Source organism: Colwellia sp. Bg11-12 (assembly GCF_014076955.1).
Lineage (GTDB): Bacteria > Pseudomonadota > Gammaproteobacteria > Enterobacterales > Alteromonadaceae > Colwellia_A.
Genome location: NZ_JACGUZ010000071.1, coordinates 418,513 through 438,296 on the forward strand (window position 1 = coordinate 418,513; position 19,784 = coordinate 438,296).

The following is a 19,784-nucleotide window of genomic DNA, read 5'->3' on the forward strand; positions in this document are numbered from 1 at the left end:
ATTTCCTTAAGCTTCTTCAGCAATTTTGCCGGCGTTAGTTATTTTTACTGTTTGCGAACGTTGTGCTATTTTTTCATCCGTAGTTGCTGGGCGAATTTGATCGCGTTCTTGTACAAAAATAATATTGCTGTCAGGTTTTGACGAGTTTACAAAAGGCTTAAAGCGCTTTAAGGCTTCCGGGTCACTCAAGGTGGTTTTCCATTCGCATTGATAAGTACCAATAATTGTGGCCATTTGTGCTTGCAGGTAATCGGTAAGTTTAAGGCTGTCTTCAATGATAACTGATTGTAAGTAGGCTAAGCCGCCTTCCATATTGTCCATCCACACGGAAGTTCTTTGTAAGCGGTCACCGGTGCGCACATAGAACATTAAAATGCAGTCAATATAGTTAACTAAGGTTTCATCATCGATGTCTATGGCAAAGAGGTCGCCATGACGAGGTTTCATACCACCATTACCACAAACATATAAGTTCCAGCCTTTTTCTGTGGCGATAATACCAATATCTTTACTTTGTGCTTCGGCGCACTCGCGGGTACACCCAGAAACACCAAACTTGATTTTATGTGGCGCTCTTAAACCTTTGTAGCGATTTTCTAAAGCAATAGCCATGGCAACAGAGTCTTGTACACCAAAGCGACACCAAATAGAGCCAACACAAGATTTAACGGTACGCAGTGATTTGCCATAGGCATGACCTGTTTCAAAACCTGCATCAATAAGCTCTTGCCAAATAGGTGGGAGTTCTTCAACACGTGCGCCAAAGAGGTCGACACGTTGCCCCCCAGTTATTTTGGTGTAGAGCTTATATTTTTTTGCCACCTGTCCTAAAGCAATTAACTTGTCTGGGGTTATTTCACCGCCAGCAACGCGTGGCACAACCGAATAAGTACCATCTTTTTGCATGTTGCCAAGGTAGGTGTCATTGGTGTCTTGTAGCGATAAATGCGGTTTTTTAAGAATATAGTCATTCCACACCGAAGCTAATATAGACGCGGTAAGTGGTTTACAGACCTCACAGCCATGACCTTTGCCATGCGAAGCTAAAAGCTCATCAAAGGTTTTAATTTTTTCAACGTTAACAATGTCAAAAATTTCTCGGCGTGAATAAGCGAAATGTTCACAAATATCTTTTTTAACCTCAACACCACGACTGGAAAATTCTTTGTCAGCAACATTTTTTAATAAAGCGGTACAACCGCCACACCCCGTACTCGCTTTCGTGCACGTTTTTACATCCCCAAGTGTGCACGCACCTTGGTCGATTGAGCTAATAATATCGCCCTTAGTCACGTTATGACATGAACAAATAATGGCGTTATCGGGCAGTGCATCTACACCTAACGTGGGCTTTTCACCAGATGAAGGCAAGATCAGCGCTTCTGGTGAGGCAGGTAAATCTATTGCATTAAGCATGTACTGCAGTAAAGAATCATATTCACTGGTATCGCCAATTAACACCGCGCCAAGCATTTTTGTTTTGTCGCTAGAGACGACAATTTTCTTATAAACGCCTTCTGGTTGGTTTTCATAGGTATAGGTTAACGCGCCAGTGGTTTTTGCATGTGCATCGCCAATTGAACCCACTTCCACGCCCATCAGTTTTAGTTTTGTACTCATGTCTGCACCGGTAAAAGATGCTTGCTCACCCATAATATGTTTTGCAGCCACTTTAGCCATGTTGTAACCAGGTGCCACTAAACCAAAAATAAAGTTATTCCATAGCGCACACTCACCAATGGCATAGATGTTTTCATCTGAAGTTTGGCATTGGTTATTAATAACAATACCGCCACGTTCGCCCATCTCTAGTCCAAAAGACTTAGCTAAATTGTCATAAGGGCGGATACCTGCTGAGAATAAAATAAGGTCAGTTTCAAGTACGGTGTCATCACTAAAACACAGTTTGTAACGACATTCATCACCATCTTCAATAATACGGGTGGCCTTTGATGTGTGCACTTGCACACCTAAAGCTTCAATTTTTTCTTTTAATAATCGACCACCACCGGCATCAATTTGAACGCCCATTAATTGTGGTGCAAATTCGACTACATGGGTTTTTAAGCCTAAGGCAGTTAAGGCATTTGCTGCTTCAAGACCCAATAAACCTCCCCCGATAACAACGCCGACTTTACTAACATTGGCACTGGCTTGAATATCGTCTAAGTCATCAATAGTGCGATAAACTAAGCAGTGGTCACGGTCTTTTCCAGGAATAGGTGGAACAAAAGGGTAAGAGCCTGTGGCGAGAATAAGTTTGTCATATTCGATGACTTCATCGTTTTTGGTAACAATCTGTTTATTTGCTCTATCAATATAAATAACTTTGGCATCTGTCTGGAATTTTACCCCCCACTCTTGATAGGTTTTTTCGTCAGTCATCGCTAAGTCTGCAGCTTTTTTGCCACTAAAATATTCTGAAAGGTGAACACGGTCATAAGCAAGACGAGATTCTGCTGATAAAACCGTGATTTCAATGGCTGGGTTAGCTGTACTCAATTGAGCCAATTGCTCAACAAAATGGTGACCTACCATGCCGTTACCGACAACAACCACTTTTTGTTTTTCTACTAATTGCTGATTACTTGAGCTCATTTTTATACCTGCTTCAATATTAATAGGGGTTTTACAACTTTTGGTAACACTTAATTAAACGACTAAAAATTACCGTTATGGTGTGTGCTGGTCAGTTAAAAATTTGCACTGATCCACAGCCATACTTTATCGGTGTCGACTTTACCCGCAGACGAATCACCTGCAGAGTAAGCCGCATACTTCAAGCCAGCCTTATAGTGTTTAGAAAAACGCTTAGCGTAAATAGCATTGATTTCACTACCTAAATCGTCAACCGTGTCTGTTGCTTCGTCAGCAAAAAAGTCATGCAGGGCTACTGTCCAGCTACCACTAAATGCTTTACCTGAAACTGAGGCATACAAATCTACTAAGCCTTCTTTTGGTGTACCTAAGAATTGATCTGACCAACCGTTAAACTTATGTAGTGTGGCTAGCGGTGTGGAAAATCCATACCTTGCCTTGTCACTACCCAGTATTTCTGCGCCTAATTTAATGGTTATTGCATCAAAGCTGTAGCCAGCTTCAATCGCTATATAGCTTGTAGAATAATCAGTGCCAGCAGTCTCAGAATCTTGCGTGGCAAATTCAGCAAAATATGAAAAGTTATCTTTTTTTCCTTTAAAGCTGATACCAAAAGTGTCTAAACCGTTTGATGTACCTTCATCAACTTCTAGTAAGTAGCTATACGCGGTTAGTCGTCCAAAGTTTGTGTTGTAGGCAAGATTAAGTAGATGATCTTTTGAGTGAAGATCTTTTACTTCGGCAAAAATTCGGTTACGCTTGTTTAGGTAGCTATAGCTTATTTTTAGGTTATTTAAGGCGGCATAATTTATGGTAACAGCATCAAATGTTTGTCTGTCTTGACGCCAGCCAACATGACCGACATAGCGATGGTTATCTAGAGTGATAATTTGGCGACCAATTTTAGCGGTAAGTTTATCGTGTTTGTATTGAACAAAAGCTTGATCTAATTCCGTGGTTTCTGGATCGGCAATAACAGAATATTGCGTATTGTTGCCAACGGTATCGTTATAATCGTCAACACCTGCTATTTGGCGAGAGTCTTCAAATTCAACGACACCTGAAAAACCACTGTAGATAGCCGTGGTATAATTTAATCGGCTACGTAATGTTAATGCGGAGGCATCTTTAGCGGTATTGTCTTGATCAACTGTTTCGTAACGTAAGTTGAAATCGACGCTGGCTTTAGCGTTGCTTTCAGTCTCATTCTCGCTAATTGCGCTAACTGAAATACTTGAACTTGTTAGTAAAATCAATGCTGTAAGTGTTGAAAGTTTACGTACTCGTTGCATGGTTTATTCCTTAAATGTCTTTTTAAAATCGGATTAAAGCTATTTTAATTATTGGTTAAGTACTTAATCGGTATTAAGCAACATCCGATGTTTTTTGTTTACTTTCAGTCGCTTCAACTTTCGGAATAACTTCCACTTTTCGTTGTTTTTCATATAGAAAAGTAAGAACAGCTGAGCGAAGACGGTTATATTCAACATCTTCTGCTAGGGCTAAACGATTTCTTGGGTGGGGTAAGTTAACGTCTAAAATCTCACCGATCGTTGCAGCGGGTCCGTTGGTCATCATGACGATACGATCAGATAATAAAACGGCTTCATCTACGTCATGGGTGATCATAATTACGGTATTATTGAGTTTTTGTTGAATTTCCATTAATGAGTCTTGCATATGGGCACGTGTTAACGCGTCGAGCGCACCAAAAGGTTCATCCATTAACAGTACTTCAGGTTTCATCGCTAGCGCTCTGGCAATACCAATACGTTGTTTCATACCACCTGATATTTCATCAGGGCGTTTATCTCTCGCATGATCCATATGCACTAAACGTAAGTTGTGCTCAATCCATTCTTTCATCTCAGCCTTTGACATCTTATTTTTAAAGACCTGCTTTACCGCTAACTCAATATTTTGATATGCCGTTAACCAAGGTAATAATGAATGGTTTTGAAAAACGACCGCACGTTCAGGTCCGGGCTCCGTCACCTCTTTATTATTAAGGATCACACCGCCCATTGTTGCTTTATGAATACAAGCAACAATATTTAACACCGTCGATTTACCACAACCTGAATGGCCAATCAGTGAAATGAATTCACCCTTTTTAATTTGTAAATCAACTCCCTTCAAAGCAGTGAAGTCGCCTTTAGGAGTAGGGAATACCATGTCTACTTTGCTGATATCTAAAATAATGCTCATCTTTTTTCCTTCGTGTTTATTCGCTAGCGTTGCGCGCTTGATTTATCCCAAGACAACGCTCTTTGTAGTTGCAACATGGCAAGATCAAGCAAGTAGCCAATAAGTCCAATAACGAAAACAGCGGTCATAATTCGACTGAGTGATTGCGAGCTACCGTTTTGAAATTCATCCCAAACGAATTTTCCTAACCCAGGGTTTTGTGCCAACATTTCTGCAGCAATCAATACCATCCAAGCAATACCCAGTGACATTCTCATGCCTGTAAAAATGGCAGGAATGGACGCAGGTAAAACAATTTTTTGTATATGGACGAGTTTAGGGAGGCTTAATACTTTACTGACATTTACCCAGTCTTGATTCATTGAAACCACACCAAAAGAGGTGTTAATAACCATCGGCCAAATGCTACATAAGGTGACGGTGATTAAAGAGGTGATAAATGATTTAGCAAACATAGGCTCAGGAGAAACATAAACCGCACTCACCACCATGGTTACTAATGGCAACCACGCCAAAGGAGATACAGGTTTGAAAATCTGTATTATGGGGTTAATGGCAGTGTTTAAATTTTTACTTAAACCAATGGCAATACCTAACGGAATAGCAATAACAGCAGCCAATAAAAAACCACTAATGACCGTCACGACACTGGTGACTATTTGGTCTAAGAAGGTTTCTTTACCGGTATAGGCACGCACTTTAGCTTGGTAACTGGGATCTTTTGCCAGACGCATTTCATTTCGCTGGTCTTGACGAATATAAAAAGCGTCTTCTTTATTGCGTTCAGCATTGTGCTCATCAATTAAATTAACCACTTGAGTGGCCACGGCACTTGGCCCAGGAAACTTACCAAGAGAAGTATCAATGCTACTTGCGGTGAACGACCAGAGCAGCATAAAACAGCAGATACCGACCAAGGGTAAGATCAACGCTTGTGTTTTTTCTGCAATAAAAGACATGATCATTTTGTTTCTATTCATTGGGGCAATACCTACTATTTTTTTACTCATTAAAGCGGTCATCTTTTTCTCCTAAAGTGCTACACAAGCAACACATTCGAGCTCACTAGAGTTTGTCACCGGTTTTTAAACCAATTTTAAACTTGTTGATATAGGCGTTTGGATGAGTACCGTCATAAACAATATTGTCAATAAAGTGTTTTTGAGGAGCACGGAAACCGTCTTCACCGACGAGGTCTGAAAAGTCGCTTTTAGATAATATCTTGTCATCAACTAATGATTGCGCTGCCGCCATGTAAATATCAGGACGATAAACTTTTGCGGCAATATCTTTGTACCAACTATCAGGCATGTCATCGCTAATTTGTCCCCAACGACGCATTTGCGTTAAATACCAAATCGCATCTGAGTAGTAAGGATAAGTGGCGTTATAGCGAAAGAATACGTTGAAATCAGGTACTGAACGCACATCGCCTTTTTCGTACTCGAAGGTCCCTGTCATGCTGTTTGCGATAACATCGTAGTCAGCACCGACATAGTTCGATTGAGATAGAATTTTCACCGCTTCAGGGCGGTTAGCATTGTTGTTTTCGTCTAACCATTTTGCTGCGCGAATGAGAGCACGTGTTAAGCGAATGGTGGTATTGGGGTATTTCTCAGCAAAGGCTTTAGTTATGCCAAATACTTTTTCTGGGTTGTTCTTCCATATTTCATAATCGGTAACAACGGGTACACCAATACCTTTAAATACAGCTTGTTGGTTCCAAGGTTCACCTACACAATATCCATAGATAGTACCGGCCTCCATTGTGGCTGGCATTTGTGGAGGAGGCGTTACTGACAACAAAACTTGTGCGTTAATTTTTCCTGAAGTATCACCTTTATGTGGAGCATAAAAGCCCGGATGAATATCACCAGCCGCTAACCAATAACGTAATTCATAGTTATGAGTCGATACTGGAAACACCATTCCCATATTGAAAGGTTTACCTTCATCAAGATATTTCTCTACAACAGGCTTTAAAGCATCTGCTTTAATCGGATGAACAGGTCTTCCATCAGCTTGCTTAGGAATATTTACCTTCATTTGTTTCCAAATTTCATTAGAAACAGTAATGGCATTACCATTTAAGTCCATTGAAAAAGGTGTGATAATCTCAGCTTTAGTGCCATAACCAATAGTTGCTGCAATGGGTTGGCCAGCAAGCATGTGTGCACCGTCTAATCGACCATCTATAACGCCATCAAGCAATACTTTCCAGTTCGCTTGCGACTCAATCGTGACATATAGCCCTTCATCTTCAAAAAAACCTTTTTCATAAGCGATAGCGATAGGCGCCATATCGGTTAATTTAATAAAGCCAAATTTTAGTTCTTCTTTTTCTGGATAACCTAACTCTGTCGCTTGTAAAGATGAGGTGAGTAATGAGCCTGATAGACATAGCCCAGTAAGGACAGTAAGGCATAATTTTTTATATTCATTCTTTAAAGTTGCTTGAAACATACTTTTCTCCAAATAAAAAAGCCCACAGCACATCGGAGGAAATCCGAATACTGTGGGCTTCAATGCCAAACTAATAATGACTACGTCGTTGCAGTGCGATTAGTTTTAACGAAATAAATTTTTTAGTCAGTTTTCATTTATGTTCAATTTTATTGGTTGAATCAACATGAAAACACTACAAGTAATACAGCACATTTAGTGCCAATAAATTATATTGATTTTTATCAATAGCTTAGTGGCTTTGTTGGTTTTTTAGTTAAACGTTTTACCTGTTTTGGCGCAAGATAGGGGAGCATTTGCACTGTTTTGGTGTTTATATTGGTTTTTCAGTTGTGGTCAATATTAGGGCTTGTTCGGTTTAAGGGTATTAATAACCGTTTGATAAATATCTTCTCTGTAGATTGAAGCAATGTTTAAACCTGCTCTTTGTTGCGTGTTTATATGGCCACACGCTTGCATTAGTTGGGCAATGTTCTCACCATAATGATGAGCTGGCGTGTTGAACTTAGGATCGCCTAACGTAGAAAATTGTTGATAAGTGGGCACTTTACGTGGCGCGGAATTATTAATAGTTAGGCAACTGCCCAGTAACGAGGGCGCGATTACGTCGATATGGGTATCTAAATATTTTGCGCGGCTCAATAATCGAGCTGCTTCAAAACGATTAGGGATATTCTCAAGCCACTGACATGCTTCATATAAAGCTGACACCAAAGCTAATGTTGTTTGCGGGTGTTGTTTTTGCCAATCAGACATTAATCCCAGGACTTTTTCAGGACAGTCTTGCCATAAATCAGAGGAAGTAACACCGGTAATACCCACACCTTCTCTTACGGCTTTGGCATTCCAAGGACTACCCACACAAAAGCCATCGAGATCACCTGAGTGCATAGCAGGCACCATGTCTGAAGGAGGAACAATTAATAAAGTAATGTCTGTGAGTTTAATCTCACTTTTTTTAAGCCACTCAATCAGTTGATAATAGTGACAGCTATAAGGAAAAACGACTGCAAAAGTTAATTTATCGCCTGATTTCTTACGCTGTTCTATTTCCGGGCGAAGAATTTTTGCCGTAAATGGCATGCTGATTTCATTACTCTGATGTTGTGATAATATTTTTTGATAGAGTTTAGTCGATAATGTTATGCCATTACCGTTGCGACTTAATATTATTGGAGAGATCACCGTTGATTTTTTACCGTATAAACCTAAATTACTGGCAATGGGCATAGGTGCTAACATTTGTGCAGCATCAATGACTCCAGTATGTAGTTTGTCTTTTAACGTTGACCAAGAGTTCTGTTTGGTTAAGTTAACGTTAAGCCCCCATTTTTGAAAAAAACCCATTTCATAAGCAATGACTACCGGAGCACTATCAGTTAATGGCATGAAACCGAGCGTTATATTTTTCTTTTCAATAGTAAACATAATTTTTATTCTCTAAATTTTTTAAACCCACTAAAAAATGCTGGCGACAGATAGAATATTCTTAGCAACGTCGTCCATTTTTTGACTGTTGTCCATCGCTATTTTTCGAATGAAATGATAAGCATCTATTTCAGATAGTTGCTTGGTTTCCATTAGCCAACGCTTAGCTTTATCAATGTTTTTTTGACTAGATAGTTTTTGTTTGGTGTCAGCAAGCTCTCGTTTGAGCCCCTGAAAAACCTCAAATCTTGCTATCGCTACATCAATAATAGATTTCACCCTTGTTTGGTTAACTTCCCCAACAACATAGGCACTGACACCTGATTTAACCATCTGATTAATGGTGGTGTGAGTGTTTTGTTGTTCTGAAAAAACTATTATAGGTTTAGGAGCGAATTGAGAAATTTGATTAAGGTTTTCAAGCATATCCCTATTAGGTGATTCAATATCTATAATGATGACATCAGGGTTTAGTTGTTCTACATCTCTAAGCAAAGGTACGCCAGAATGAGCAATGTGATAAATGTCATATTCTGCATTAGAGAGAACGCTCATTAATGCTTGTGCTTTTATAGGGTTATTTTCTGCAAGTAATACTTTTAATTTGGCAGTTATATCTTGATTTTTATTACTTATTTTTGGTGAAGATAATATTTTTTTTCTCACTTTATTCAAATCAAAGGAAATAAGAGGATATATTTAAAAGAATAACGCAGTATTCATGCCAGTAAATTAAGTTGTTTAATATCAAGTGCTTGAATTTATTTTAAGATCTTTTATACAACTTTTGTCAGTTTATGATGCACAGATGCACCAAAGTAACATGTAGTTGAGTCAATTTATGAGTCTGCGGCCATACCTAATAATTTTTAGTGTAGCCATAAGCTTTATTTCAGCAAAAAAAAGCCTTAACATTTCTGTTAAGGCTTTTTATCGAAAGGGTGGGACAACTATCTAAATTGAATTGCTAATAATTATTCATCAGTTTTTATTTAAATACGCTTGTTATTCTATAACGATAAGCGACATTCAACATTAATAAAAGTATCAGTGCAAAGTTAATACTACCGCCACCTTCAGAACTTGAACTCTCAGTTTCTACTGACTTGGCTTGCACACTAAACGTTACTTTACCCTGTACAGTGTTGGCCGCGTCTGAAACATTATAAGTAAATGAATCACTGCCAGAGTATGTTGCTTCAGGAGTATAGTTATACTTACCACTGGTTGACAGCGTTAATGTGCCATGACTAACGTTAGTGGCGACAGTATAAGTCAGAGTCTCTTCATCAATATCTTTTACAGGTAAACCACCGGATTTAATACCACCTTGTACTAATGAAAAACTCTCATCAGATACCACAGGCAGATCATCTACAGGGGTTATAGTTAACGAAACATCATGTTCAGAGCTTGCACCTTCGCTATCGATTAAACGAATTTTAAAACTACTACCTCCATGATAGTTCGCTAGAGGTGTGTAATAAATTGCACCTTCACTTGATAAGGTTAACTCGCCATTAACTGAGCTTTTATCTAACACTTCAACTGTAATTGATTGATTTTCTATATCACTAGTCTCAAGTGTCGTCTCTAGAATACTATCTTCTATTAAGGTGAAATTAAGATTACTCGCTATAGGAGAATCATTAATAGGGGCAACTGATAAGGAAATATCAGTACTATAACTTCCACCGTTGGTGTCTGTAACTGTGATAGAGATAACGTCGCTACCGTTAAAGTTAGCGTCAGGTTGTACGCTTAATTCACCTGTAACGCTAAGTGATGCACTTGCATGCGATGGCGCTTTATCTAAAGTAAAACTTAAGACATCTCCATCAACATCACCTGCTTCTATTTGTACAACCAAGTCAGTGTCTTCATTAGTGATGAGGTTACTTGTGCTTATTGTAGGTGCATCGTTAACGGGGATGACGGTTATATTAACTTGATGTTCAATGTGGTTTTCATGAATATCTTGAGCTTTAATCGTGATGGTGTCTGTACCGTTAAAGTTGCTATTTGGTGTGTAAACAAGGCCAAGCTCATCAACAGTAGCTTCTCCGTTAGTTGTTACCTTGCTAATGGTAAATGTCATCACATCTGATTCAGGATCAGCGAAGATTAGTAAGGGCTCAGAAGATGAATCTTCGCTGATGGTCAGTTGGTCTATATGTGCAGTAGGTGCTTTATTGATTTGATAAAATTGAATACTGCCATTCGCCATAGTGATTAATGTGTCGTCCAAATATTGAAATTTAGTCTCTATAAACTCCCATTCTTGAGTTGTATACGTGGAAAGGAATTTAGGTTCTTCTTTGATTGTTAGATCAAATAAATGCACTTTATCAAATACATAGGCAATTAAATAATCTCCAACAGTTTCAATATTTATCGAGTTGCTATAATTAGCATCCCAAACTATGTTGTAGGTATTAATCGCTACAAGCTCATTTTCACTTGAAAGTAAAAAGGTAGTGAGTTTATCTGCTGCGGCCATGTAAATAATATTCTTTGATACTACTCCTTTTAAATAGCTATCAGGCATGGTTATAAATTGATCATAGGTAAAGTTTTCATTATCAATATTTTTGAAAACATGCATACCGACTAAACAATTATCAAATGCGAGTATTTTATTATTGACGAACCCCAAAGCACTAACACCAGGGCAAGCAATGTTATTTAAGCTGGGAAAATTTGCTTTAACAGCACTTTCATAAATAGAACTCAGTGTTGAAATATCATACCTCGATAAATATTGAGTACCGTTATCTGTGAGGTTATAGATGTAGTTTTCACTTTGAATTGATTTATATAAATACTCGTCATTATTATAATTTACAGTGCTTTCTTGAATAAGGTCGAATTCGTCTGTTAATTTATGTCGTGCTAACGAGTCATTATTATTTAATATAAAACTGCCTTGATGCGGGGTGATTTTCTGAGCATTGGTATTAAGTTGTTTATGCAAAGTAATGTTTTCTTTGTCTGAAATATTAATCACATCAATCCGATTGGTACGAGGTAATAAATAATGATTATCTTTAATAATACCTCTACCTAAACTTCTTCCCGTTTGGTTGTAAAAATATTTAATGTTGTCAAAGCCACCGTTTAAGAATTCAACTTCAATAATGCCTTCATTAACTGATAGTGCAGTTAACTTCTCACCGAACCACTTTAATTGAGAGAAAGAACTAGCATCAGCTAAGTAGCTGTATAAGGGATCCTCTGAGAGTAAAGTAACGAGGTTATCATCGGCGATAGCATAGGTGTATAGCTCTCTGCTCCAGCTTAAAGCATGAAGTACCTTATCTTTATACGCCAGTTGGAAAACCTTTGAGTACCCATCATCGGCAAAACTGGTTAATATATTAAGCTTATTATTTGTGATATTTACCAAGCTCAACTTATTAGCTGCTGCAATGATAAAACGTTCTGAGCTTGCATATGTTATATCATATAAATAACCGATAGCCTCTGACTCAACCGTTTCGATAAAGCTATTATCTGAAATACGGTACTTCTCTATTTTGGTAATATACTTACTATCTTCATTATATTGCCCTAAAGCATAAAAATAGCTATCACTCAAAAAAAGATGAATTGCGTGATAGTCATTGGTGAGCGTTGAGTTAATCACCTTTTCAATACTGTATGCGTCATTATTTTCCTTGATGACATAAAATTTATTATCTGCATCTAAATAATAAATGTTATCACTGCTCAACAAAGCCGTATGATTAGAATGTCCTTTTACAGCAATCGAATATTTTAGGATTAAGTCTTTAGTATTTGATATATCGTATATTGATAATTTAGTTTCAGTGACCACAACTAATTGATTATTGTGTGCTTGTATTGAAAAAATTTCAGACCCTAAGTCTATTTGTCCGATAAATGATTCAACCCCTGTTTTACTTGGATCAATAATGTCAATTTGATCTGAATTAGTGGTTGCATAATAATAATTATTTAGCGTAATAATCTGTCTGTATAGATCTGATCCCCATTCACCTTGTTTTACTAATTTTGCTTGTTGAGCATTAGCTAAGTTTATAATTGCTGACAAAAGGATGTGTGTGAGTACACATAAAAATATAACTGTTTTTTTCATTTACTGTTCCGTTAAAGCTTTATCAAACTTTGCTTAACTAATTATTTTGAAAGGCTTAATACTTATTTATTACAACACATTAACAATATTGTTTTACCAATTCAATTATTAAAAATATTTATCAGCTTATATTCACCTGTCTTAGGTTGAAGTAATATACGCGTGACAGTAATTTAAATTTGTGTGATATGTGTCAAATATATTTTCGTATAAAAGTAAGTTCAGCTCTCGATAGGAACACTTAGCATAGGGCGATTATTTGGTATTTTTGATACCTTTCTAAGAATGCTATTGTCACTTGATTAATGGGGGTAAAGCCATAAGGAAGGTTAAGGCTCTAGTATCGATTGAGAAGTTTTACTGATTTAGCTAATAAACTAAAGATCATCAGGGAGCAAAATCTTTCGCTTAATGATCTTAATCGCTATTTTATAGAAGACTAATTTTTACTTTGATATACCTGGAAAAACTTCACTCTTCAATTTCATAGTCATCGTCGTCAAAAACATTACGTAACTTTTTACGCGCTTTTTTACTTGCTTGTTTATAATGACCCGCCACATTTGCTCTGTCTCTGGAATGTTTTAAATGAGCAAATTGGCTTTGGTGAGATAAGTCAAACTCAGCTAATTCGTTATTCAACGCGTTGTCATTACTCGATGGTGAAACAGAGTAAGTATTCATGATGTTCTCTTTAATGGTTAATAAATACTATTTTTATGATACTCGCCATTTTTATTAAAAATTGACAGTAAAATATTTTTGTCATTTCGATTAAAAAATTTTGTTAACTCATCGCAAGTGGCTTAATGAGAGGCAAGTAGATAAATTCCTATTTAGCTTTTATTAAACAATACCTTCATTTAGTGTCATCAAATATATCTGCCATAATTACTGATTATATTTCGGGAGTCGATGAAGATGAACGACAAAACACTAACTCGCCAATTTTTATAAATGCCTTACCCATCAAAGTACAGACTAAAAGTTTTAACTTGATTAGTAACAGTATTGTTAAGGTTTGATTTAGGTGTTAGATAGATGAATGGACAATTACATCAGTTGTGCCACCTAATGCATTAAAACTGTCAGTCATTATCATCTAATACTGTCACCTAATAACATTTACTGCGACCACTGAATAACATTAGGCTTGCCACTAATAAATATGTTCACTTTGTGCGATATATTTTCTAATGAATTATTCGTGTATTATTACTGAGAAGTCTTAGTAATAATCTAAAAACACCCAGATAATATCCTAATCCATTGATTTTATGGGTAATAGCCTCGAATTTTATATTGGATATTACTGATAAGTCTAAGTAATATCCAAGTTCTGACAAACTTACAAAACTTATAGTTTCTAAAGCTTTGAAATTATGGGATATTAATGGAAATTAAATAAAGCTTATGGGATGGACATTACTGAGAAGTCTCCATAATAAGCTGTTAAGTGTTTCGACTATTTACAATAACTTCAAGGATGAGGAGTCCGAAATGAAATTCAAAAATAAACTTAATCGAGCACAGTTAAGTGCTGTAACTTTATGTTTAGGTACTTCACTAGGCATGTCTATATTTGTTGGGAGCTCATCGCCTTTTATAGGATTAATGCTTGGTACAATTACCGTCGGTGTTTATGTCATTATTCTCTCTGGCAAGTGGAGTGCAAAAAACACATAACAAGGCATTCAAGCAAGACAAAAAACAGTTGGTTTTTGCTCCTTCTTCACTTATTTTAGCCAACAATTACTTGCCCCTAACGAGGCGTTATGTGGTTCACGCGTGTATTAGCTGCTACATTTATATTTTTTAAAATGACTAAAGGATTACTCATGAAATTTACCATTTTTTTACCTGTATTATCTATTCTCACAATATTGTCTTTTAATACTCATTCAGAGGATCTTACAAAAAGGTCAGACATTGAATTGGGTGTTAAAAACTTAATGTGTTTGCAAGACTCTGGTTTTTATAGCTTGGGGGTTACTAGTAAGGAGTGCTCAACTATGACTGATGAAATAGTTAATAAATGTGTTTCTAAGTTACCAGAAAAATTTCCTGACTCAATGATTGAATCAAGTGATTCCCCGTTTGTAAAATGCTCGTGTAAAGTTTATGAGAACTATGTTTCTGATATAAAGAAAATACCAGGCTGCAGTTAAAAACCACATAACAAGCTATTCAAGCAGGACGAATAACAGCTGGCTGTGCTCGTACCTCGCAAATTATAGCCAACTATTTTTAGCCTCTTAATGGGGCGTTAAGTACATCATAGGAGTGTTCCATTGAAAAAGCTTTTAGGGTTATTAATCATTCTCGTAGTAGTGGCGACCTTAATCAAACAAAATTTCCTAGCACCTGAAGACTATAGTGATCTAAATACATTCTCTTCGTCAAATGCAAAAGAGCTTAAGTCTATGTTGCCAATAGAAGTGAATGCGGTTCACTCATCAGCAGCTACTATAGTCGAAAGGTCAGAACATATAATAGATGAGGAGATACAGCAAAAATTTACTCCATCAACAGCACTTCAACTCTATGATTCGATTTACGATGAAGCTGCACATGGCGTCCATCTTAGTGTTCTAAATAATATTTACGCACAAGATAACTTCAGTCAACTCGTCGAACTACTCGAATATAATAGTTCGGAAAGTATAGAGTTCTCGGGAAATATGCGACAAGCCTTACAAGCCAATATGAGTAATGAGGCTATGGGGTATGTCGATAAAATTGGGTGCTATGAAGCATTGTGTATTGCAAAGTTCACAACCTTTCAACAGTTAACCGAAGAGAGCTTAGATAAACTTTTTTCAGATACGAGAATGCGCAACATAGTTACAGGTGTGAAACAAGGAAACGGTGAAATAACTTACCAAATGACCTTTTCAGCCAGTGATGATATAAAGGTAATTGTTGATCTAAACTCTAATTTAATAATAGATTGAACACCTAAAATACGCCTCAATAACGGACGTTCAACAGTTGGCTTACGATCATTCCTCGCTAATTATTGCCAACTTTTAATCGCCGTTTAGGAGGGGATTATCGATACAAAACCTAATCCAAAGTATTGATAATCTTTAATAGCTAATGTCTCGAATGTGGCAGAAGTGAGCATTAGCCGTGTTCAATTTATCCAAAGACGACAGCTTTAATAAGGCCAAAATATTCTGGCATAATTAAATGTAATTGGTTGGCTTAGGTAAATGTAATCAAGTGGCACTTATGCTAGAGGTTTTCCAAGTGAATGCGTAAGTTACAAAGCAACAATAACTTACACATTTTGTTAGACGATTTTATGTTTAGCTGTCCAAAGATGTGCTAATTCTAACGCTATTGTTGCCGCGGCTAATGCGGTAACTTCACTGTGATCATAAGAAGGAGCGACTTCAACGACGTCCATACCAATCAGGTTAATGCCCACTAAACCTCGCAATACCTTCAACACTTTATCTGTGGTTAAACCGCCACATACTGGCGTGCCTGTTCCTGGAGCAAAGGCGGGATCTAAGCAATCAATATCAAAGGTTAAGTAAACAGGCATATCGCCGACTCTTTCCTTAATCCTTTTTGTTATCTCATCGACACTCAGATCATTGGCTTGCATGGCATTAATGACAGAAAAACCATGGTCTTTTTCTTTGTAATTCGTGCGAATACCCACCTGAATAGATTTATCTTTATCAATAAGGTTTTCTTTTGGCGCATGATAAAACATAGTGCCGTGGTCATAACAACTACCATTACTATAAGTATCGGTATGAGCATCGAAATGTATCAGTGCCATCGTGCCAAATTTCTTTGCATAAGCGCGTAGTATCGGCAAGGTAACAAAGTGATCGCCACCTAACGATAAAACGGTTTTATCTGCTTCAAGTAATTGGCCTACAGCCGTTTCAACTTGCGTACAAAAGTGCGCTGAGTCCCCAGGAGAAAAAACCAAGTCACCCACATCAATTATTTTACAATGTTTTAATAGGCTAAAAGGCCAAGGAAATCGTCGACCTTCCCAAGCCAAATTAATCGATGCTTGCCTAATAGCCATAGGGCCCATTCGAGCGCCTGAACGACCAGTGGTTGCCATATCATACGGCAAGCCTAAAACAACAATATCAGCAGCCGACTCAATGGGATTTTGCACCAAAGGCTGACGTAAAAATGTCATTGCATTTGAGTAAATAGACTCATCAACTTGATTGAAAATATTTTTCATGTCGCTTATTCTCTACAAATCTTCAAGGTAGGTATAGCCTTTTAAGCCATCAACTAACTCTTTATAAACTTCTTCACCTTCACTTTTTGATAATCTAGCATCGATAAGCTCGGCATAAGTTTGTTGAAATAACTTTGCGTCTAAATGCACATAATTCAACATGTCTTCAACGGTGTCACCTTCATTAATTTCAGTGATTTCTGCTTCACCGTCGTCATTAACGAATACGACAGCACTATGAGTGTCACCAAATAAATTATGCATATCTCCCAAAATTTCTTGATAAGCACCAACTAAGAAAAACCCCAATAAATAAGGCTCATCTTCTGTCCATGCGGGTACGGGTAGTGTGCTTTCAATACCTTGTCCATCAACATAATGATCAATAGTGCCATCAGAATCACAAGTAATGTCTAATAACACGGCTCGTTTTTCATGTGATTTTTCTAAGTTACTTAATGGTAATACGGGAAAAACCTGATCGATCCCCCATGCATCCGGAAGTGACTGAAATAAAGAAAAGTTCACAAAAAATTTATCAGCAAGTTTTTCGGTTAAATCATCCATTATTGGACGATGAAAACGATTTTTACCATCCATTAATTTATTTAATTCGTAACAAACACGTAAGTTAATTTGTTCAGCCCAAGCGCGTTGAGTTAAATTTAATAATCCCATCGAAAACTGACTATGTACTTCAGCTAAATCACTTTGTGTGTCGTGATAAATTTCAATCAGGGCGCGATCATCATTACGGTCATTTAATTGCGCTAACGAACGCCACATATTACTTAATAAAATAGATTCATCAGGTGTTGGTGCTGTTATGTTTTCTGGCTCATAAGACTCAGCACCAATAACATTGGAAATAAGTACCGCATGATGTGCGGTTAATGCTCTACCTGACTCCGAAATAATCATAGGCATAGGTTGATGATAACTCTTACAAATATCACCAATAGTATGGACAATATTATTAGCGTATTCGGCAACACTGTAGTTCATTGAGTTATGCGATTGGCTTCGTGTACCATCATAGTCAATGGCTAAACCACCACCGACATCCATGCATAAAATACCTGCACCAAGTTGGCGAAGCTCACAATAAAAGCGCGCGGCTTCACTAACGCCCAATCTAACATCTCTTATATTGGCTATTTGTGAGCCTAAGTGAAAGTGCACAAGTTTTAACGCGTCAAGCATGTTTTCTTCTTTGAGTACTTTAACAACGTTGAGTACTTGTGAGGCTGATAAACCAAACTTTGATTTCTCACCACCGCTGGCTTGCCATTTACCTTTACCTTGAGAGGCTAAGCGAACACGTATGCCCAATCGAGGTTCTACATTCAGTTTTTTTGCTTCCGTTAAAATCATCGCCAATTCAGACATTTTTTCTAAAACAATATGAACTTCGTGTCCTAACTTTTCGCCAATTAACGCTAAACGCACATACTCTCGGTCTTTATAGCCATTACAAACAATAACCGATGAAACCTTTTGAGCCATCGCCAAAACAGCCAATAATTCTGCTTTACTGCCAGCTTCAAGGCCTAGCTGCGTGAACTCTTTGTTATTTTGGCTAGCCAAAATTTCATCAACCACTTCACGCTGTTGATTTACTTTAATCGGATAAACTAATAAATATTTTTCCTGATAATCATAGTCTGCTATCGCTTTATTAAAAGCTTCACACAAACTGTGAATGCGATGATGAATTATTTGTGGAAAACGCACCAGTGCAGGGAGTGTTAAGCCCTTATCTTCAATCATTTTAGCGATACTGATTAAATCTACTGTGTGTTCTTGATTATCAACTTTCGGTGCAACATATACGTTTCCAGCATCATTGATACCGAAATAGCCCTGACTCCAATGACGTACATTATAGTGTGCACGTGCGTGATCAAGATTATCTTTGTTCATTAACTTTCCTTTACGCTTTCTACTGAATAATAGAATGGGAATTCTTCTTGGGTAATTAAGGCGAATTAGAATTTAAGAGTAGATTAATGTCAAACAAAAAAAATAATCGCTTATGAAAATTATTATTGATGAGTGGCTGAAGGGCAAGTATTTAAAGGGATTTTAACGGTTTACGTTACAGGGCTAAGGTGTTTTTTCAGCGTAAAAAAGAAAAACCTTAGTATTGCTATTAAGGTTTTGTCAGTTTATTGCTAAATAGAGAGGTGACCAGTGTTACGGGCACTGTGCTATTTTTTAACCCATTGCCCAGTACTATTTTGGATAAAATGCCCCGACTGAGTTTTAGCAAAAGCTTTCTTACCCGCTAAAGCCGTTACTTGCTCCATGGTAATTTTATTTTGACGCGCCAAATTCATATAGATACTCTTACGCTTTTCATTAACACTCATGACTAAGCTTTTAGCTTCTGCGTTATCAACAACTAGGCCTAAGTAACCATTAGACATTTCACCGACTAAGCCTTGCTTTTTTGCCTCGTCAAGTGAAATAGCCCAAGCAGAAAAAGCCAGGGTAGAAATAAACAGAACACAGGTGAGCTTTTTTATAATTTTGTTCGTTAAGTTTTTCATTATATCTCCTTAAAATATGTCGCTTTCAGCACTAAATATATCATCTAGTTCTTTATCTACTTTCACTTTTATTTCATGATCAATTTTTAAATTTAAATTAATAGTGATCGGCTCTTTTGCGCTAACTTCTATCTTATGGGTGCAGGCACTCATGATAAAAACAGTGAATACTACAGTGAGTATTTTACTCATA

Annotated in this window: 16 protein-coding genes; 3 read left to right on the forward strand and 13 right to left on the reverse strand. The window is 37.2% G+C overall.

The features are described from left to right. Positions 1 to 6: 6 nt before the first annotated feature. The 9 genes from nirB to H4J39_RS10870 all read right to left on the reverse strand — a co-directional run bounded on the left by nirB (position 7) and on the right by H4J39_RS10870 (position 13,501). A complete protein-coding gene (nirB, locus tag H4J39_RS10830; RefSeq protein ID WP_182228161.1) occupies positions 7 to 2,598 on the reverse strand; it encodes a nitrite reductase large subunit NirB in 2,592 nt (863 codons plus the stop codon). Positions 2,599 to 2,693: 95 nt separating this feature from the next. Next, a complete protein-coding gene (locus H4J39_RS10835; RefSeq protein WP_182228163.1) occupies positions 2,694 to 3,890 on the reverse strand; it encodes an alginate export family protein in 1,197 nt (398 codons plus the stop codon). A gap of 73 nt (positions 3,891 to 3,963) precedes the next feature. After that, positions 3,964 to 4,806 (reverse strand): ABC transporter ATP-binding protein, encoded by an 843-nt coding sequence (locus tag H4J39_RS10840; RefSeq protein ID WP_182228165.1) that lies wholly within the window; start codon positions 4,804 to 4,806, stop codon positions 3,964 to 3,966. 23 nt (positions 4,807 to 4,829) lie between these two features. Continuing rightward, a complete protein-coding gene (locus tag H4J39_RS10845; RefSeq protein WP_259368822.1) occupies positions 4,830 to 5,786 on the reverse strand; it encodes an ABC transporter permease in 957 nt (318 codons plus the stop codon). 85 nt (positions 5,787 to 5,871) lie between these two features. Continuing rightward, positions 5,872 to 7,269: a CmpA/NrtA family ABC transporter substrate-binding protein gene (locus H4J39_RS10850; protein WP_182228169.1), complete on the reverse strand. Its 1,398-nt coding sequence runs from the start codon at positions 7,267 to 7,269 to the stop codon at positions 5,872 to 5,874. A gap of 342 nt (positions 7,270 to 7,611) precedes the next feature. Beyond that, positions 7,612 to 8,697, reverse strand: coding sequence for a CmpA/NrtA family ABC transporter substrate-binding protein (locus tag H4J39_RS10855; RefSeq protein ID WP_182228171.1), 1,086 nt, complete (start codon positions 8,695 to 8,697; stop codon positions 7,612 to 7,614). 30 nt (positions 8,698 to 8,727) lie between these two features. After that, the gene (locus H4J39_RS10860) at positions 8,728 to 9,363 is read right to left on the reverse strand and encodes an ANTAR domain-containing protein (protein WP_310649741.1); all 636 of its coding nucleotides are present in this window, start codon (positions 9,361 to 9,363) and stop codon (positions 8,728 to 8,730) included. A gap of 322 nt (positions 9,364 to 9,685) precedes the next feature. Then, positions 9,686 to 12,817: a tandem-95 repeat protein gene (locus H4J39_RS10865; RefSeq protein ID WP_182228173.1), complete on the reverse strand. Its 3,132-nt coding sequence runs from the start codon at positions 12,815 to 12,817 to the stop codon at positions 9,686 to 9,688. A gap of 471 nt (positions 12,818 to 13,288) precedes the next feature. Continuing rightward, entirely contained in the window at positions 13,289 to 13,501 is a 213-nt protein-coding gene (locus H4J39_RS10870; RefSeq protein WP_182177033.1) for a hypothetical protein, read from the reverse strand. A gap of 816 nt (positions 13,502 to 14,317) precedes the next feature. On the opposite strand from H4J39_RS10870, the gene H4J39_RS10875 reads away from it, so the two are divergent. The 3 genes from H4J39_RS10875 to H4J39_RS10885 all read left to right on the forward strand — a co-directional run bounded on the left by H4J39_RS10875 (position 14,318) and on the right by H4J39_RS10885 (position 15,771). Then, positions 14,318 to 14,503 (forward strand): hypothetical protein, encoded by a 186-nt coding sequence (locus H4J39_RS10875; protein ID WP_182228175.1) that lies wholly within the window; start codon positions 14,318 to 14,320, stop codon positions 14,501 to 14,503. A 152-nt stretch (positions 14,504 to 14,655) separates the two neighbouring features. Continuing rightward, on the forward strand, positions 14,656 to 14,985 hold the full coding sequence (locus tag H4J39_RS10880) for a hypothetical protein (protein ID WP_182218599.1): 330 nt from the start codon (positions 14,656 to 14,658) through the stop codon (positions 14,983 to 14,985). Between the two features lie 123 nt (positions 14,986 to 15,108). After that, positions 15,109 to 15,771 (forward strand): hypothetical protein, encoded by a 663-nt coding sequence (locus H4J39_RS10885; protein ID WP_182228177.1) that lies wholly within the window; start codon positions 15,109 to 15,111, stop codon positions 15,769 to 15,771. Positions 15,772 to 16,112: 341 nt separating this feature from the next. Here the strand turns inward: H4J39_RS10885 and speB are convergent, their stop codons facing one another. The 4 genes from speB to H4J39_RS10905 form a co-directional block, all read right to left on the reverse strand. Beyond that, entirely contained in the window at positions 16,113 to 17,039 is a 927-nt protein-coding gene (gene speB, locus H4J39_RS10890; protein WP_182228179.1) for an agmatinase, read from the reverse strand. 12 nt (positions 17,040 to 17,051) lie between these two features. Further along, entirely contained in the window at positions 17,052 to 18,962 is a 1,911-nt protein-coding gene (speA, locus tag H4J39_RS10895) for a biosynthetic arginine decarboxylase (RefSeq protein WP_182228181.1), read from the reverse strand. Between the two features lie 287 nt (positions 18,963 to 19,249). Beyond that, on the reverse strand, positions 19,250 to 19,591 hold the full coding sequence (locus H4J39_RS10900) for a YdbL family protein (protein WP_182228183.1): 342 nt from the start codon (positions 19,589 to 19,591) through the stop codon (positions 19,250 to 19,252). Positions 19,592 to 19,600: 9 nt separating this feature from the next. Continuing rightward, on the reverse strand, positions 19,601 to 19,783 hold the full coding sequence (locus H4J39_RS10905; RefSeq protein ID WP_182177028.1) for a YnbE family lipoprotein: 183 nt from the start codon (positions 19,781 to 19,783) through the stop codon (positions 19,601 to 19,603). Position 19,784: the final 1 nt, after the last annotated feature.

What these genes read in the sequence shown, in the direction of transcription:
- H4J39_RS10900 (WP_182228183.1), bottom strand. Translation starts at nt 19,591, where the DNA reads ATGAAAAACTTAACGAACAAAATTATAAAAAAGCTCACCTGTGTTCTG.
- H4J39_RS10840 (WP_182228165.1), bottom strand. Translation starts at nt 4,806, where the DNA reads ATGAGCATTATTTTAGATATCAGCAAAGTAGACATGGTATTCCCTACT.
- H4J39_RS10855 (WP_182228171.1), bottom strand. Translation starts at nt 8,697, where the DNA reads ATGTTTACTATTGAAAAGAAAAATATAACGCTCGGTTTCATGCCATTA.
- speB (WP_182228179.1), bottom strand. Translation starts at nt 17,039, where the DNA reads ATGAAAAATATTTTCAATCAAGTTGATGAGTCTATTTACTCAAATGCA.
- H4J39_RS10850 (WP_182228169.1), bottom strand. Translation starts at nt 7,269, where the DNA reads ATGTTTCAAGCAACTTTAAAGAATGAATATAAAAAATTATGCCTTACT.
- H4J39_RS10880 (WP_182218599.1), top strand. Translation starts at nt 14,656, where the DNA reads ATGAAATTTACCATTTTTTTACCTGTATTATCTATTCTCACAATATTG.
- H4J39_RS10870 (WP_182177033.1), bottom strand. Translation starts at nt 13,501, where the DNA reads ATGAATACTTACTCTGTTTCACCATCGAGTAATGACAACGCGTTGAAT.
- speA (WP_182228181.1), bottom strand. Translation starts at nt 18,962, where the DNA reads ATGAACAAAGATAATCTTGATCACGCACGTGCACACTATAATGTACGT.
- nirB (WP_182228161.1), bottom strand. Translation starts at nt 2,598, where the DNA reads ATGAGCTCAAGTAATCAGCAATTAGTAGAAAAACAAAAAGTGGTTGTT.
- H4J39_RS10875 (WP_182228175.1), top strand. Translation starts at nt 14,318, where the DNA reads ATGAAATTCAAAAATAAACTTAATCGAGCACAGTTAAGTGCTGTAACT.
- H4J39_RS10835 (WP_182228163.1), bottom strand. Translation starts at nt 3,890, where the DNA reads ATGCAACGAGTACGTAAACTTTCAACACTTACAGCATTGATTTTACTA.
- H4J39_RS10905 (WP_182177028.1), bottom strand. Translation starts at nt 19,783, where the DNA reads ATGAGTAAAATACTCACTGTAGTATTCACTGTTTTTATCATGAGTGCC.
- H4J39_RS10845 (WP_259368822.1), bottom strand. Translation starts at nt 5,786, where the DNA reads ATGAATAGAAACAAAATGATCATGTCTTTTATTGCAGAAAAAACACAA.
- H4J39_RS10865 (WP_182228173.1), bottom strand. Translation starts at nt 12,817, where the DNA reads ATGAAAAAAACAGTTATATTTTTATGTGTACTCACACACATCCTTTTG.